The 16563-nt window shown below is 55.2% G+C and carries 14 protein-coding genes; 6 read left to right on the top strand and 8 right to left on the bottom strand.

Going from position 1 to position 16563, the window contains the following annotated elements; all coding sequences use genetic code 11:
- The first annotated feature begins 40 nt into the window (after positions 1–40).
- From GBC03_25615 to folA, 5 genes are all read left to right on the top strand, one after another.
- Positions 41–1372, top strand: coding sequence for an MFS transporter (locus GBC03_25615; GenBank protein ID QFS73346.1), 1332 nt, complete (start codon positions 41–43; stop codon positions 1370–1372).
- Between the two features lie 102 nt (positions 1373–1474).
- Positions 1475–1708, top strand: coding sequence for a YgdI/YgdR family lipoprotein (locus tag GBC03_25610; protein QFS73345.1), 234 nt, complete (start codon positions 1475–1477; stop codon positions 1706–1708).
- Positions 1709–1811: 103 nt separating this feature from the next.
- Positions 1812–2342, top strand: coding sequence for a glutathione-regulated potassium-efflux system oxidoreductase KefF (gene kefF / locus GBC03_25605; GenBank protein ID QFS73344.1), 531 nt, complete (start codon positions 1812–1814; stop codon positions 2340–2342).
- A complete protein-coding gene (gene kefC, locus GBC03_25600; protein QFS73343.1) occupies positions 2335–4197 on the top strand; it encodes a glutathione-regulated potassium-efflux system protein KefC in 1863 nt (620 codons plus the stop codon). Before kefF ends, kefC begins: the two co-directional genes overlap by 8 nt.
- A gap of 198 nt (positions 4198–4395) precedes the next feature.
- The gene (gene folA / locus GBC03_25595) at positions 4396–4875 is read left to right on the top strand and encodes a type 3 dihydrofolate reductase (protein QFS73342.1); all 480 of its coding nucleotides are present in this window, start codon (positions 4396–4398) and stop codon (positions 4873–4875) included.
- Positions 4876–4972: 97 nt separating this feature from the next.
- Here folA and apaH read toward each other — a convergent pair whose 3' ends face one another.
- From apaH to lptD, 6 genes are read right to left on the bottom strand one after another with little or no spacing between them, the layout of a single operon-like run.
- Positions 4973–5821, bottom strand: a complete 849-nt coding sequence (gene apaH, locus GBC03_25590) for a bis(5'-nucleosyl)-tetraphosphatase (symmetrical) (GenBank protein QFS73341.1) — start codon at positions 5819–5821, stop codon at positions 4973–4975.
- A gap of 10 nt (positions 5822–5831) precedes the next feature.
- Complete coding sequence (gene apaG / locus GBC03_25585) at positions 5832–6209, bottom strand: Co2+/Mg2+ efflux protein ApaG (protein QFS73340.1); 378 nt, start codon at positions 6207–6209, stop codon at positions 5832–5834.
- A gap of 2 nt (positions 6210–6211) precedes the next feature.
- The gene (gene rsmA / locus GBC03_25580; GenBank protein ID QFS73339.1) at positions 6212–7033 is read right to left on the bottom strand and encodes a 16S rRNA (adenine(1518)-N(6)/adenine(1519)-N(6))-dimethyltransferase RsmA; all 822 of its coding nucleotides are present in this window, start codon (positions 7031–7033) and stop codon (positions 6212–6214) included.
- On the bottom strand, positions 7030–8019 hold the full coding sequence (pdxA, locus tag GBC03_25575; GenBank protein ID QFS73338.1) for a 4-hydroxythreonine-4-phosphate dehydrogenase PdxA: 990 nt from the start codon (positions 8017–8019) through the stop codon (positions 7030–7032). Before pdxA ends, rsmA begins: the two co-directional genes overlap by 4 nt.
- Positions 8019–9305: a peptidylprolyl isomerase SurA gene (gene surA, locus GBC03_25570; protein QFS73337.1), complete on the bottom strand. Its 1287-nt coding sequence runs from the start codon at positions 9303–9305 to the stop codon at positions 8019–8021. The genes pdxA and surA overlap by 1 nt, the downstream gene beginning before the upstream one ends.
- A gap of 53 nt (positions 9306–9358) precedes the next feature.
- Complete coding sequence (lptD, locus tag GBC03_25565; protein QFS73336.1) at positions 9359–11713, bottom strand: LPS assembly protein LptD; 2355 nt, start codon at positions 11711–11713, stop codon at positions 9359–9361.
- Between the two features lie 255 nt (positions 11714–11968).
- Between lptD and djlA the strand changes: the two genes are divergently transcribed.
- Positions 11969–12784, top strand: a complete 816-nt coding sequence (gene djlA / locus GBC03_25560) for a co-chaperone DjlA (GenBank protein QFS73335.1) — start codon at positions 11969–11971, stop codon at positions 12782–12784.
- 91 nt (positions 12785–12875) lie between these two features.
- On the opposite strand, the gene rluA is transcribed toward djlA, so the two are convergent.
- Both rluA and rapA read right to left on the bottom strand, forming a co-directional pair.
- Positions 12876–13535, bottom strand: a complete 660-nt coding sequence (gene rluA / locus GBC03_25555; GenBank protein ID QFS73334.1) for a bifunctional tRNA pseudouridine(32) synthase/23S rRNA pseudouridine(746) synthase RluA — start codon at positions 13533–13535, stop codon at positions 12876–12878.
- A gap of 11 nt (positions 13536–13546) precedes the next feature.
- Positions 13547–16453 carry an RNA polymerase-associated protein RapA gene (rapA, locus tag GBC03_25550; protein QFS73333.1) on the bottom strand — a complete coding sequence of 969 codons (2907 nt, stop codon included), beginning with the start codon at positions 16451–16453 and terminating at the stop codon, positions 13547–13549.
- Between the last annotated feature and the right edge of the window lie 110 nt (positions 16454–16563).

Below are 16563 nucleotides of genomic sequence, written 5' to 3'. Positions count from 1 at the left end.
TTAAGCACTAATGCCGAATGTCGGCAAACAGGACATCGCCATGCAACAGCCCAGGAACTTTGATGATATTCAGTTCTCCTCTATTCACCGCAGGATCATGCTGTGGGGAAGCGGTGGCCCGTTTCTGGACGGTTATGTACTGGTGATGATTGGCGTTGCGCTGGAACAGCTCACGCCAGCGCTGAAGCTGGATGCCGACTGGATTGGTTTGCTGGGCGCGGGAACGCTGGCCGGGCTGTTTGTCGGCACTTCTCTGTTTGGTTATATCTCGGATAAAGTAGGGCGGCGCAAAATGTTTCTCATCGATATCATCGCCATCGGGGTGATATCGGTAGCCACCATGTTTGTCTCGTCCCCGGCTGAGCTACTGGTGATGCGGGTGCTGATTGGCGTCGTGATTGGCGCAGATTATCCTATCGCCACCTCGATGATTACCGAGTTTTCCAGCACGCGGCAACGCGCCTTCTCGATCAGTTTTATTGCGGCGATGTGGTACGTCGGCGCGACCTGCGCCGATCTGGTGGGTTACTGGCTGTATGACGTCGAAGGCGGCTGGCGCTGGATGCTCGGGAGCGCGGCGATCCCCTGTCTTTTGATCCTGATCGGTCGCTTTGATTTGCCCGAATCCCCGCGCTGGCTGCTGCGCAAAGGGCGGGTCAAAGAGTGCGAAGCGATGATGATTAAGCTGTTCGGCGAGCCGGTGGCGTTTGATGAAGACACGACGCAGGAGACGCGCTTTTTGCAGCTGTTCAATCGTCGCCACTTTCCGTTTGTGCTGTTTGTCGCGGCGATCTGGACCTGTCAGGTGATCCCCATGTTTGCCATTTACACCTTTGGTCCGCAGATTGTCGGTCTGTTGGGGCTGGGTGCCGGGAAGAGCGCGGCGCTGGGTAACGTAGTGATCAGCCTGTTCTTTATGCTGGGCTGTATCCCGCCGATGTTCTGGCTGAACAGTGCGGGGCGGCGACCGCTGCTGATTGGCAGCTTCGTGATGATGACGCTGGCGCTGGCGGTGCTGGGGCTGATCCCGGAAATGGGCATCTGGCTGGTGGTGACGGCATTCGCGGTGTATGCCTTTTTCTCCGGTGGACCGGGGAATCTACAGTGGCTCTATCCCAATGAACTGTTCCCGACCGATATTCGCGCCTCTGCCGTGGGGGTGATCATGTCGTTGAGCCGCATTGGCACCATTCTCTCCACCTGGGCATTGCCGATCTTCATTACTAAATACGGTATCAGCCAGGTGATGCTGATGGGGGCGGGGATCTCGTTGGTAGGGCTGCTGGTCTCCATTGCCTTTGCGCCAGAAACGCGCGGCCTGACGCTTGCTCAGACCAGTACGATGACGATTCGCAGGAAACCGCTGTCTTAAGGTGAACCTTCAGAGTGTTCTGTATTTGCCCCCAGCGTCAGTCAGTGCGTCTACAGTTAATGGGTATATCACTGAAAATGACTGAAAAGCAGGGAGAACACCATGCAAAAGAAACTGTTGATCGCTTCCATTTTTGCCGCAGCAACCGTCTTCACCGTCGCCGGCTGCTCTTCGAACCAGGCTGTACGTACGACCGATGGCCGAACCATTGTCACCGACGGTAAACCGCAGGTGGATGACGACACGGGCCTGGTCTCCTACAAAAACGCGGAAACTGGCCAGACGGAGCAAATTAACCGCGATCAGGTGAAAAATATGAGCGAGCTGGATAACTAGTTCAGTTTTGTCCATTTGTCTGCTCAATAATATTCACTATTAGCCTGTTGGATTACTGACTACACTCTCTTATAAAACAGAGTGGTAAAATAACAGGCTTATCATGATTCTCATTATTTATGCGCATCCTTATCCGCAGCATTCGCATGCGAATAAACGGATGCTTGAGCAGGCAAGGACGCTGGAAGGCGTCGAGGTTCGTTCGCTCTATCAACTCTATCCTGACTTCAATATCGATATCGCTGCGGAACAAGAGGCGCTCTCTCGCGCTGATCTGATCGTCTGGCAGCACCCCATGCAATGGTACAGCGTTCCCCCCTTACTCAAACTGTGGATGGATAAAGTGCTTTCCCACGGCTGGGCCTATGGTCACGGCGGGACAGCGCTGCGCGGTAAACAGGTGATGTGGGCGGTGACCACCGGCGGCGGCGATAATCACTTCGATATCGGTTCGCACCCAGGCTTTGATGTGCTCTCACAGCCGCTCCAGGCGACGGCAATCTACTGCGGGCTCAACTGGCTTCCACCGTTTGCGATGCACTGTACGTTTATCTGCGATGACGAAACGCTGCAGGCGCAGGCACGTCATTACAAGCAACGACTGATGGAATGGCAGGAGGCGCACAATGGATAGCCATACGCTCATACAGGCGCTGATTTATCTTGGGTCGGCGGCGCTGATCGTGCCGATTGCCGTCCGGCTGGGCTTAGGCTCGGTGCTGGGTTATCTCATCGCGGGCTGCATCATCGGCCCCTGGGGTTTACGTCTGGTAACGGATGCCGAATCTATTCTGCACTTTGCCGAAATCGGCGTGGTGCTGATGCTGTTCGTCATTGGACTGGAACTCGATCCCCAGCGGCTATGGAAACTGCGCGCCTCGGTGTTTGGCGGCGGCGCGCTACAGATGGTGGTCTGCGGCGGCCTGATTGGTCTGTTCTGTATGTTCCTCGGCCTGCGCTGGCAGGTGGCGGAACTGATTGGTATGACGCTGGCGCTCTCCTCCACGGCGATTGCCATGCAGGCGATGAATGAGCGCAACCTGACCGTTTCGCAGATGGGGCGCAGCGCCTTTGCCGTGCTGCTGTTCCAGGATATCGCGGCGATTCCACTGGTGGCGATGATCCCGCTACTGGCAACGAGTGGCGCGTCGACCACGCTCGGGGCGTTCGCGCTGTCGGCACTGAAAGTCGCTGGCGCGCTGGTGCTGGTGGTGCTGTTGGGGCGCTATGTGACCCGTCCGGCGCTGCGTTTCGTTGCGCGTTCTGGCCTGCGCGAAGTGTTCAGCGCCGTGGCGCTTTTTCTGGTTTTTGGCTTCGGGCTGTTGCTTGAAGAAGTGGGACTGTCGATGGCGATGGGGGCGTTCCTGGCTGGCGTATTGCTGGCAAGTTCAGAGTATCGCCACGCGCTGGAAAGCGATATTGAGCCGTTTAAGGGGCTGCTGCTGGGGCTGTTTTTCATCGGCGTCGGCATGTCTATCGATTTCGGGACGTTTATCGATAATCCGCTACGTATCATTATTCTGCTGGTCGGCTTCCTGGTGATTAAAACCGGGGTGCTGTGGCTGATTGCTCGTCCTTTACAGGTGCCGAATAAACAGCGTCGCTGGTTTGCGGTACTGCTCGGGCAGGGCAGTGAGTTCGCGTTTGTGGTCTTTGGTGCGGCGCAGATGGCGAACGTGCTCGATCCGCAATGGGCGAAAGCACTGACGCTGGCGGTCGCGCTGTCGATGGCAGCGACGCCGATTTTCTTGGTCATCCTCACGCGAATGGAGAAATCGGCCGCGGGTGAAGAACGGGAAGCTGATGAAATTGATGAAGAGCAGCCGCGCGTGATTATTGCCGGGTTTGGGCGCTTCGGGCAAATCACCGGCCGTTTGCTGCTCTCCAGCGGCGTGAAGATGGTGGTTCTCGATCACGATCCGGACCACATCGAGACGCTGCGTAAATTCGGCATGAAGGTGTTCTACGGCGATGCAACCCGGATGGATCTGCTGGAGTCCGCCGGGGCATCGAAAGCGGAAGTGTTGATTAACGCCATTGACGATCCGCAAACCAGCCTGGAGTTGACGGAGATGGTAAAAATCCATTTCCCGAACCTGCAAATTATTGCGCGGGCGCGCGATGTTGATCATTACATTCGCCTGCGCCAGGCGGGTGTGGATCAACCGGAACGTGAAACGTTTGAAGGCGCACTTAAAACCGGGCGTCTGGCGCTGGAAAGCCTCGGGCTTGGCCGTTATGAAGCGCGTGAACGCGCTGACCTGTTCCGCCGCTTTAATACGCAAATGGTGGAAGAAATGGCGAAAGGTGAGGACGACGCAATCTCCCGGGCGGCGGTCTATAAACGAACCAGCGCGATGTTGAGCGAAATCATCACCGAGGATCGCGAACATCTGTCGCTCATTCAGCGCCATGGCTGGCAGGGAACCGACGAAGGTAAGCATACTGGAGACGTTGCCGATGAACCGGAAGTTAAACCGTCAACCTGAGTAAAAAATGTGATGTACTGCAAACTTTACTGTTAATTGATTGTTTTTGAACTACTGTAATGCCGGGAGTCCACTGCGAAGTCGTGGACTCGCCAGCAGATCGGAAAATTTTCGTGCTCTTCTTCTGTTCGTTAGTCGACGAAAGATTGCTCTTTCCGTATAGTGGCGACAATTTTTTTTGCTTCCGGGAAATATTCAATGATCAGTCTGATTGCTGCGTTAGCGGTAGATCGCGTTATTGGCATGGAAAACGCCATGCCGTGGAATCTACCTGCTGATCTCGCCTGGTTTAAACGTAATACGTTAAATAAACCTGTCGTTATGGGGCGCCATACCTGGGAATCCATCGGTCGACCGTTGCCGGGACGTAAGAACATCGTCATCAGCAGCCAGCCGGGTACTGACGATCGCGTGCAGTGGGTTAAATCGGTTGATGAAGCGATTGCGGCCTGCGGTGATGCGCCAGAAATTATGGTGATTGGTGGGGGTCGTGTGTACGAGCAGTTCCTGCCAAAAGCGCAGAAACTGTATCTGACGCACATCGATGCGGAAGTGGAAGGGGATACGCATTTCCCGGACTACGAGCCGGATGACTGGGAATCGGTGTTCAGTGAGTTTCACGACGCTGACGGGCAGAACTCACACAGCTATTGTTTCGAAATTCTGGAACGCCGCTAAGTAAGTGATGAGTGCCGGATGGCGACGCTTAGCGTCTTATCCGGCCTACAAACCATCTCGTATACCTGATAAGCGCAGCGCCACCAGGCAAAACAGATCAGGCGTTAACGGCTTCGCCTTCATCCAGATCCATCTGTCGGTTTGACGGCTGAACAAAGTACTGCTTATCTTCCCAGCGCAGGCAGGTTAAATTTCCTCCCCAGCAGCATCCGGTATCCAGCGCATAGATCCCCTCCGGCGTCCCTTTTCCTTCCAGAGAAGCCCAGTGACCAAACGCGATGCTGTAAGCCTCGCTGACGGGCCCAGGAATGGCAAACCACGGTTTCAACGGTGCGGGGGCATCCTCCGGGGACTCTTTGCTGTACATATCCAGTTGCCCGTTCGGGAAGCAGTAACGCATCCGGGTAAAAGCATTGGTGATAAAGCGCAGGCGTGCCAGTCCGGTCAGTTCCGGCGTCCAGTTATTCGGCATGTCGCCATACATGGCATCGAGGAAGAAGGGGTAAGAGTCGCTCGACAGCACCGCTTCGACATCACGTGCGCACTCTTTGGCGGTCTGCAAATCCCACTGCGGCGTGATACCCGCATGCGCCATTACCAGCTTCTTCTCTTCATCTATCTGCAACAGCGGCTGACGGCGCAGCCAGTTGAGCAGTTCGTCCGCGTCCGGTGCTTCCAGCAGCGGGCTCAGACGGTCTTTCGGTTTGTTGCGACTGATACCCGCAAAAACCGCCAGCAGATGCAGATCGTGGTTGCCAAGCACCAGACGAACACAGTCGCCGAGTGATTTCACATAACGCAGCACGTCCAGTGAGCCGGGGCCACGGGCGACCAGATCGCCGGTTAACCACAAGGTATCGTTTTCGGGCGTAAAATTGACTTGTTGCAGCAATGCGATCAGCTCATCGTAGCAACCGTGAACGTCGCCAATAAGGTATGTTGCCATAGTTATTGTTTTAATGAATAAGAGTGGAAACGGCGAGTCGGAAAACCGGAATATCGATGGTAAAGGCGACGCCGTTCTCATCAATCATTTCGTAATGACCCTGCATGGTGCCCAGCGGCGTTTCAATAACGGCACCGCTGGTGTACTGGTACTCTTCGCCAGGTTCAATGTGCGGCTGAACGCCGACCACACCTTCTCCCTGGACTTCGGTTTCTCGGCCATGACCGTTGGTTATCAACCAATAGCGTCCCAGTAGCTGCACGGGCGCTCGCCCCAAATTGCGGATGGTTACGGTGTAGGCAAAAACGTAACGTTCATCATCAGGTGAGGATTGCGCCTCAATATAGACGCTCTGGACCTGAATACACACTCGGGGCGAATTGATCATGCTTAACTCTCCTTCGATGGCGCGTTTTCTGACAGATAGTTCGCCATCTGGCAGTACTGCGCGACAGAGATATTTTCCGCTCGCATTGCCGGGTCAATACCCAGTTCCGTTAAGACCTCAACGCTGAACAAATTGCCGAGGCTATTACGAATCGTTTTACGGCGCTGGTTGAACGCTTCTGTGGTGATGCGGCTCAACAGGCGAATATCTTTTACCGGATAGGGCATCGTGGTGTGCGGTACCAGTCGCACCACGGCGGAATCCACTTTTGGCGGCGGTGTGAAAGCGGATGGCGGCACTTCAAGCACCGGGATCACGTTGCAATAATATTGCGCCATCACGCTTAAGCGACCATACGCCTTACGGTTTGGTCCTGCAACCAGACGATTCACCACTTCTTTCTGCAACATAAAGTGCATATCGGCTATGGCATCAGTATAGCTAAACAGGTGGAACATCAGCGGCGTAGAGATGTTATAGGGCAGGTTGCCGAACACGCGCAGCGGTTGTCCCATCTTTTCAGACAATTCGCCAAAATTCATGGTCATGGCGTCCTGCTGATAGATAGTCAGCTTGGGTCCCAGGAAAGGATGTGTTTGCAGACGAGCGGCCAGATCGCGGTCAAGTTCAATGACCGTCAGCGCATCCAGACGTTCGCCAACCGGCTCCGTCAGCGCAGCCAGACCGGGGCCGATTTCGACCATCGCCTGACCTTTTTGCGGGTTAATGGCGGAGACAATACTGTCGATCACAAACCGATCGTTGAGGAAGTTTTGCCCGAAGCGTTTACGGGCTAAGTGGCCCTGATGGACTCGATTATTCATTGGGTATTAACAATCATTTTGATGGCGAGATTAAGCGCCGTAATAAAACTGCCGACATCAGCTTCACCCCGACCCGCCAGTTCAAGCGCGGTGCCGTGATCAACCGAGGTACGAATAAAGGGCAGGCCCAACGTGATATTCACGCCGCGACCAAATCCCTGGTATTTTAGCACGGGGAGGCCCTGATCGTGGTACATTGCCAGCACAGCATCGGCATGTTGCAGATATTTAGCCTGAAACAGTGTGTCAGCGGGTAGCGGACCCATCAATTTCATCCCCTGGGCGCGTAGCGCGTCAAGCACCGGAATGATTGTGTCATTCTCCTCGCTGCCCATATGCCCCCCTTCACCGGCATGTGGGTTCAGACCACAGACCAGCACGCGCGGATCGTCCACACCAAATTTGGTGCGCAGATCGTGATGCAAAATGCCAATCACTTCATGCAGCAGCGCGGGGGTAATGGCGTCAGCGACGTCGCGCAGCGGCAGGTGGGTGGTCGCCAGCGCCACGCGTAACTCTTCGGTCGCCAGCATCATCACGACTTTTTTCGCTTGCGAACGCTCTTCAAAAAACTCGGTGTGACCGGTGAAAGGCACGCCCGCGTCGTTGATAACGCCTTTATGCACGGGACCCGTAATCAGCGCGGCAAATTCACCTTGCAAACAGCCGTCACAGGCGCGGGCCAACGTCTGCACCACATACTCGCCATTCTCCACGACTAACAGCCCAGGAACGACAGGCGCACGAAGTGCGACGGGTAACAGCATAAGCGTGCCGGCAGCCTGCGGTTTGGCAGGGTTTTGTGGGGAGTAGGGGTGTAGCGTGAGGGGAAGACCGAGCATTGCCGCCCGGTCGGCCAGTACCGTGGCATCGGCGCAAACCACCAGTTCAACGGGCCAGTCGCGCTGGGCAAGTTGAACGACAAGATCCGGACCAATCCCGGCGGGCTCGCCGGGAGTGATCACAACACGTTGAGCAACCGTCATTAATTGCTCAGGATTTTAACGTAAGCGCTGGCACGCTGTTCCTGCATCCAGGTTGCGGCTTCTTCCGAGAACTTCCTGTTCATCAGCATACGGTAAGCACGATCTTTCTGCGCGGCGTCGGTTTTATCAACGTTACGCGTATCCAGCAGTTCGATCAGGTGCCAACCGAAAGAGGAGTGCACCGGTGCGCTCATCTGGCCTTTGTTCATGCGGGTTAACGCATCGCGGAATGCCGGATCGAAAATGTCCGCAGCAGCCCAGCCCAGATCGCCGCCCTGGTTAGCCGAGCCCGGATCCTGAGAGAACTCTTTCGCTGCGGCAGCAAAGGTGGTTTTACCGCTCTTGATATCCGCTGCGATCTGCTCAAGCTTCAGACGCGCCTGCTGGTCGGTCATGATAGGCGACGGCTTCAGCAGAATATGACGAGCGTGAACTTCGGTCACGGAGATGCTCTGGCTCTGGCCGCGCATATCGTTCACTTTCAGGATATGGAAACCGACACCGGAACGAATCGGGCCAATAATATCGCCTTTCTTCGCGGTGCTCAGCGCCTGGGCAAAAATGCCCGGCAGTTCCTGAATACGACCCCAACCCATCTGGCCGCCTTTCAGCGCCTGCTGGTCAGCAGAATAGGTGATCGCCAGTTTGCCGAAGTCGCTGCCGTTACGGGCTTGCTCAACAATGGAACGCGCCTGGGATTCTGCGTCGTTCACCTGGTCAGACGTTGGGTTTTCCGGCAGCGGGATCAGGATGTGGCTCAGGTTCAGCTCCGTGCTGGCATCATTTTGATTGCCAACCTGTTGCGCCAGCGCATCGACTTCCTGCGGCAGGATCGTTACGCGGCGGCGCACTTCGTTGTTACGCACTTCAGAGATGAGCATCTCTTTACGGATCTGATTACGATAGGTTGAGTAGCTCAGACCATCATAAGCCAGACGGCTGCGCATCTGATCCAGCGTCATGTTGTTCTGTTTAGCGATATTGGCAATCGCCTGATCAAGCTGTTCGTCAGAGATTTTTACGCCCATCTTCTGACCCATCTGCAGGACAATCTGATCCATGATCAGACGTTCCAGGATCTGATGACGCAGCGTAGCGTCGTCCGGAAGTTGTTGACCTGCCTGGTTGGCGTTCAGTTTGACAGACTGCATCAGGCCATCAACGTCGCTTTCCAGTACGACACCGTTATTTACGACGGCTGCGACTTTATCGACTACCTGCGGGGCAGCGAAACTGGTATTCGCGATCATGGCGATACCGAGAAGCAGCGTTTTCCAGTTCTTCATACTTTTTCCATTTCAATTAACCGCACTGCGGATTACGTGGTAAATCAATCAGATCACAAAGAGTTTTGATATGGCAAAATGTTGGAACGCAACATCTCGCTCGTGCCGAGACCGTAGTTGGAGCTCAGGCCGCGAAGTTCGATGTTAAAGCCAATCACGTTGTCATATACCGCGTGTTCTTTATCGCTATCCCAACCGTTCAGCTTACGCTCGTAACCGACGCGAATTGCATAACAGCAGGAGTTGTACTGCACACCTAACATTTGGTCGGCAGGTTTATTCACATTCGTATCAAAATAATAAGCGCCGACAATGGACCAGCGATCAGCAATCGGCCAACTGGCAACGGTACCGATCTGGCTGATCCCGTTTTTGTACTGTTCTGCCGTGGAATATCGTGCTGGCAATGTCGCCTGAATATACTCCGGACTGGCGTAACGGTAGTTCAACTGGACCAGACGGTCTTCATCGCGACGGTATTCAAGACTGGAGCTGCTGGTGGCGACGCTGTCCAGACGAGTGTCGTACTGAATGCCGCCGCGCAGACCCCAGCGTTCCGAAATACGCCAGTAGGTGTCACCTGCCCATACTAATGAACCTGTCTGGTTATCGTTCTCCCATTGGATATTGTCATCGCCGGTGCGAGACTCCGTGAAATAGTAGATTTGACCAACAGAAACGTTAAAACGTTCAACGGCAGCGTCATCATAAACGCGAGATGTGACGCCGGTCGTGACCTGGTTAGCGGAAGCAATGCGGTCCAGACCGCCATAGCTGCGGTCACGGAACAGGCCAGTATAGTCAGATTGCAGCAGGGAAGAGTCGTAGTTGTAAATGCCGCTCTGGTCACGATACGGCACGTACAGGTACTGCGCACGCGGCTCCAGCGTCTGGGTGTAACCCGGCGCGAGCATATTCATATCCCGTTCAAAGACCATCTTACCGTCGACTTTAAACTGCGGCATCACGCGGTTGGCGGAATCATCAAGATCTGTCGCATAGTTGGCGTTATACCATTTCAGATTGGTCTGCTGATAGTGGGTCGCCAGCAGTTTCGCTTCGGTGTTGATGCTGCCCCACTGGTTTGACAGCGGCAGGTTGATGGTCGGCTCCAGGTGCAGACGCGTTGCTTCCGGCATGTTGTCATTGGTATTCACAAAATGCACGGCCTGACCGTAAATGCGGGTATCAAACGGACCCAGATCGTTCTGGTAGAAGTTGACGTCTAACTGCGGCTGCGCGGAATAGCTTTTGCTGTTTGCCGTATCGAACACCTGGAACTGCTTGGTAGAGACCGTCGCATCAAAGTTCTGCACCGCGTAGCCCACGCTGAATTTCTGCGTGGCGTAACCGTCGGTACTGGAACCGTACTTGTTATCGAAATCGTTAAAGTAGCTAGGGTCGCTCACCTTGGTGTAGTTGACGTTGAAGCGCCACACCTGGTCCATCACGCCTGAATGCTGCCAGTAAAACAACCAGCGGCGTGAATTGTCATCTTTCGGATGCTCATCGCTGTAGACGCGGTCGGAATTGAGATAGTCGAACTCCATCAGGCCAGCGCCCGCCTGACTCAGGTAACGGAATTCGTTCTCCCACATCACCCCGCCACGACGGTGCATATAGTGCGGCGTCAGGGTCGCATCCATGTTTGGCGCGATGTTCCAGTAATACGGCAGATAGAACTCAAAATAGTTCTTCGACGAATACTTGGCGTTGGGGATCAGGAAACCGGAGCGGCGTTTATCCCCCACCGGCAACTGCAAATACGGACTGTAAAAAACAGGAACCGGACCCAGCTTAAAGCGGGCGTTCCAGATTTCCGCGACCTGCTCTTCGCGGTCGTGAATCACTTCGCTACCGACGACGCTCCAGGTATCAGAACCCGGCAGACAGGAGGTGAAGGTCCCGTTCTCAAGAATGGTATAGCGGTTCTCGCCGCGCTGTTTCATCAGGTCGGCTTTACCACGCCCCTGACGGCCCACCATCTGGTAGTCACCTTCCCAGACGTTGGTATCTTTGGTGTTCAGGTTCGCCCAACCCTTCGGTCCTTTCAGGATAACCTGGTTGTCATCGTAATGGACGTTGCCGAGCGCATCGACGGTACGCACGGGCTCAGGCTGACCCTGAGCCTCTTTCTGATGAAGCTGTACCTCATCGGCCTGCAGTCGACTGTTACCCTGCATGATGTCCACATTACCGGTAAACACCGCGTCATCGGGATAATTCCCTTTCGCGTGATCGGCATTAATTGTGACGGGGAGTTCATTTGTCTCGCCCTGCACCAGAGGACGGTCATAGCTTGGCACGCCTAACATACACTGTGAGGCGAGACTGGCTGCCAGACCCTGTTGACTGTAAAGGGCTGTGGCAATCATGGTGGCCAGGAGGGTGGGAATACGTTTTTTCATACGTTGTATTTTATTGTTCCATCATCAGTAGCGTCGCGCGTGACAAACCGCCACAGCCTAACTTACTCATGTTCGTAGCGCTAGTGTTAATCCTGCCGCTATAGCGTCTGTGGTGTTAGTCACGGCTGTGAATGACAGGTATGATAATGCAAATTATAGGCGATGTCCCACAATTGACCGTAGCCGGAAGATCGTAAAAAGCCGCTTGTTTTGTGGGACCTGGCCTCACCGGGAGTGAGACAAATTGGGGAGTCTATGCAGTACTGGGGAAAAATAATTGGCGTGGCCATGGCTCTGCTCATGGGCGGCGGCTTTTGGGGCGTGGTTCTGGGGCTGTTGATCGGCCACATGTTCGATAAGGCCCGCAGCCGAAAAATGGCGTGGTTTGCCAACCAGCGTGAGCGTCAGGCGCTGTTTTTTGCCACCACCTTTGAGGTGATGGGGCACTTAACCAAATCGAAAGGGCGCGTCACTGAAGCAGATATTCATGTCGCTAATGTACTGATGGATCGGATGAATTTGCACGGTGAATCGCGATCGGCTGCGCAAAATGCGTTCCGCATCGGAAAATCAGATAATTACCCGCTACGCGAAAAAATGCGCCAGTTTCGTAGCGTCTGTTTTGGCCGTTTCGATCTGATTCGTATGTTTCTCGAAATTCAGATTCAGGCGGCGTTTGCCGACGGATCGCTGCATCCCAACGAGCGTGAAGTGCTGTATGTGATTGCCGAAGAGCTGGGCATTTCCCGTACTCAGTTCGATCAGTTCCTGCGTATGATGCAGGGTGGCGCGCAGTTTGGCGGCGGCTATCAGCAGCAGTCCGGCGGCGGTGGCTGGCAGCAGGCGCAGCGTGGCCCGACGCTGGAAGACGCCTGCAACGTACTGGGGGTTAAACCCACTGACGATGCGACCACCATCAAACGCGCTTACCGTAAGCAGATGAGCGAGCACCATCCGGATAAGCTGGTGGCGAAAGGTCTGCCGCCCGAAATGATGGAGATGGCGAAGCAAAAAGCGCAGGAAATTCAGAAGGCTTACGAGCTGATCAAAGAACAGAAAGGCTTTAAATAATGGTTTTGCCGGATGGCGACGCAACGCGTCTTATCCGGCCTACAAAGCCCAAACGTAGACCTGATAAGCGTAGCGCCATCAGGCATTATTGTTAAAAATCTGCCGGCGCTTTAAACGTCATGCTATTGCCGTACGCGGGGTGGGTGATGGTCAGCATCTCGGCATGCAGTTGCAGTCGGGGGGCCATCGCCAGCGCGTCGGGTGGCGCATAAAAGCGGTCACCGAGAATCGGATGACCTAGCGCCAGCATATGGACGCGCAGTTGATGCGAACGTCCGGTGATGGGCTTCAACACGACTCGCGCAGTGTTATCTGCCGCAAACTCCACCACTTCATATTCGGTCTGCGCCGCTTTACCGGTTTCATAACACACTTTCTGCTTCGGGCGATTCGGCCAGTCGCAGATCAGCGGTAAATCCACCAGCCCCTCTGCGGGCGCGGGATGTCCCCATACCCGCGCCACATACTGTTTTTTCGGCTCACGCTCGCGAAACTGACGCTTCAACTCCCGCTCTGCCGCTTTGGTGAGGGCTACTACAATCACGCCGCTGGTCGCCATATCCAGACGATGCACAGATTCTGCCTGCGGATAGTCGCGTTGAATACGCGTCATCACGCTGTCTTTATGTTCCTCAAGACGCCCCGGCACAGATAACAGGCCGCTCGGCTTGTTGACTACCATTATGTGCTCATCCTGATACAGGATCACCAGCCAGGGATCCTGTGGCGGATTGTAGTTTTCCATCCCCATTTTCGGCTCCGTTACTGATGCGTGACGACGATGAGACGCAGTGAATCCAGACGCCATCCCGCCTGATCGAGGCTTTCCAGCACCTGCTGACGGTTGCTTTCAATTGCCGCAAGTTCGTCATCACGTATGTTCGGGTTGACGGCGCGCAGCGCTTCCAGGCGCGACAGTTCGCCAGACAGTTTTTCATCCGCTTCATTACGCGCGGCGTCAATCAGGGCGCGGGCAGACTTCTCAACCTGCGCCTCACCCAGTTGCAGAATCGCATGTACATCCTGTTGCACCGCGTTGACCAGCTTGCTGCCGGTGTGGCGGTTAACGGCGCTCAGCTGACGGTTGAAGGTTTCAAACTCTACCTGCGCGGCGAGGTTATTGCCGTTTTTATCCAGCAGCATGCGTACCGGCGTTGGCGGCAGGAAGCGGTTAAGCTGAAGCTGTTTCGGCGCCTGCGCCTCAACGACATAGACCAGTTCCAGCAGCAGCGTTCCAACCGGCAAGGCTTTGTTCTTCAGCAACGAAATGGTGCTGCTGCCAGTATCGCCGGAGAGGATGAGGTCCAGACCGTTACGAATCAGCGGGTGTTCCCAGGTAATAAACTGGGCATCTTCACGCGACAGCGCCACGTCACGCTCAAAGGTAATGGTGCAGCCGTCTTCCGGCAGGCCCGGAAAATCCGGGACCAGCATGTGATCGGACGGGGTCAGCACAATCAGGTTTTCACCGCGATCGTCCTGATTAATCCCCACGATATCAAACAGGTTCATGGCAAAGGCGATAAGGTTAGTGTCATCATCCTGCTCTTCGATGCTTTCAGCCAGTTGTTGCGCCTTTTCGCCGCCGTTGGAATGGATCTCCAGCAGGCGGTCACGGCCCTGCTCCAGTTGTAACTTCAGCGCTTCATGCTGTTCGCGACAGGTTTTGAGCAGTTCATCAAAGCCGTCGGTCTCTTCGGGCGCCGCCAGATAGTTGATCAGGTTGCTGTAGACCATGTCATAGATGGCGCGACCGGTCGGGCAGGTGTGTTCGAACGCGTCCAGACCTTCGTGATACCAGCGAACCAGCACCGACTGGGCGGTTTTCTCTAAGTATGGGACATGGATTTGGATATCGTGCGCCTGGCCGATACGGTCGAGGCGGCCAATACGCTGCTCCAGCAGGTCCGGGTTAAACGGCAGGTCGAACATCACCAGGTTGCTGGCAAACTGGAAGTTACGTCCTTCTGAGCCAATTTCTGAGCACAACAGCACCTGCGCGCCGCTGTCCTCTTCGCCAAACCAGGCGGCGGCGCGGTCGCGTTCGATAATTGACATACCTTCGTGGAAGACGGCGGCGCGGATACCTTCACGTTCGCGCAGCACTTGTTCCAGTTGCAGGGCGGTTGTCGCCTTCGCGCAGATCACCAGCACTTTCTGCGAGCGATGGCTGGTCAGGTAGCCCATCAGCCACTCAACGCGCGGGTCGAAGTTCCACCAGGTGCCGGTATCGCCTTCAAATTCCTGATAAATTTGTTCCGGATAGAGCATATCGCGCGCTCTGTCCTCGGCGTTTTTGCGGGCCCCCATGATGCCGGACACTTTAATAGCAGTCTGATACTGCGTCGGCAGCGGCAGCTTAATGGTGTGCAGTTCGCGTTTCGGGAAGCCTTTCACACCGTTACGGGTGTTACGGAACAGCACGCGGCTGGTGCCGTGGCGGTCCATCAGCATGGAGACCAGTTCCTGACGCGCGTTCTGCGCACCGTCACGGTCGCTATTGGCGGTTTGCAGCAGCGGCTCTATATCCTGCTCGCCGATCAGTTCACCCAGCATGTTGAGCTCTTCATTGCTGAGTTTGTTACCAGCCAGCAGCATAGCGACGGCGTCGGCCACCGGACGATAGTTTTTCTGCTCTTCAACAAATTGTTCGAAATCGTGGAAGCGGTTGGGATCCAGCAGGCGCAGACGCGCAAAGTGGCTTTCCATACCCAGTTGTTCCGGGGTGGCGGTCAGCAAGAGTACGCCTGGCACACGTTCCGCCAGTTGTTCAATCGCCAGATACTCGCGGCTCGGTGCCTCTTCGCTCCAGACAAGGTGGTGGGCTTCATCGACAACCAGCAGATCCCACTCGGCATCACACAGATGTTCCAGCCGCTGTTTGTTGCGGCGGGCGAAATCCAGTGAACAGATAACCAGCTGTTCGGTTTCAAACGGGTTCAGCGCATCGTGCTGTGCTTCGGCGTAGCGTTCGTCGTCAAACAGGGCGAAACGCAGGTTAAAACGGCGCAGCATTTCGACCAGCCACTGATGTTGTAAAGTTTCCGGCACAATGACCAGCACGCGTTCTGCCGCGCCGGACAGCAGTTGTTGGTGCAGGATCATCCCGGCTTCAATGGTTTTCCCCAGACCCACTTCATCCGCCAACAGCACGCGCGGCGCATGACGACGCCCCACGTCGTGGGCGATGTTTAACTGGTGAGGGATCAGACTGGTGCGCTGTCCGCGCAGACCGCTCCACGGCATACGGTACTGTTCACTCTGAAATTTACGCGCGCGATAGCGCAGCGCAAACCGGTCCATGCGGTCAATCTGACCGGCAAACAGACGATCCTGTGGTTTACTGAACGCCAGTTTACTGTCGAGCAGAACTTCACGCAGCGTCACGCCGGTTTCTTCGGTATCAAGACGGGTACCAATGTAGGCAAGCAAACCGCTTTCTTCTTTTACTTCATCGATTTGCAGTTGCCAGCCTTCATGGCTGGTAATGGTATCGCCAGGGTTGAACATCACGCGGGTCACGGGGGAGTCGCTACGCGCATACAGACGGTTTTCACCAGTGGAGGGGAAAAGTAAAGTGACGGTGCGCGCATCCATTGCGACGACGGTTCCAAGTCCCAGTTCGCTTTCTGTATCGCTGATCCAGCGTTGACCAAGTGTAAAAGGCATATTTGTTCGGCTCTATTTCTTTAATTGCAGGCAATAATCACCCTCTGCCAGGGAGATGCTATGGCAGAACGGTAAATTGGGTCCAGGAATGGAAAGGGCGCTATGGTAAT

The organism is Citrobacter telavivensis (genome assembly GCA_009363175.1).
Taxonomy (GTDB): Bacteria; Pseudomonadota; Gammaproteobacteria; order Enterobacterales; family Enterobacteriaceae; genus Citrobacter_A; species Citrobacter_A telavivensis.
The sequence above is the reverse complement of the archived record's forward strand: the minus strand, read 5'-3'. Positions and strand labels throughout refer to the sequence as shown.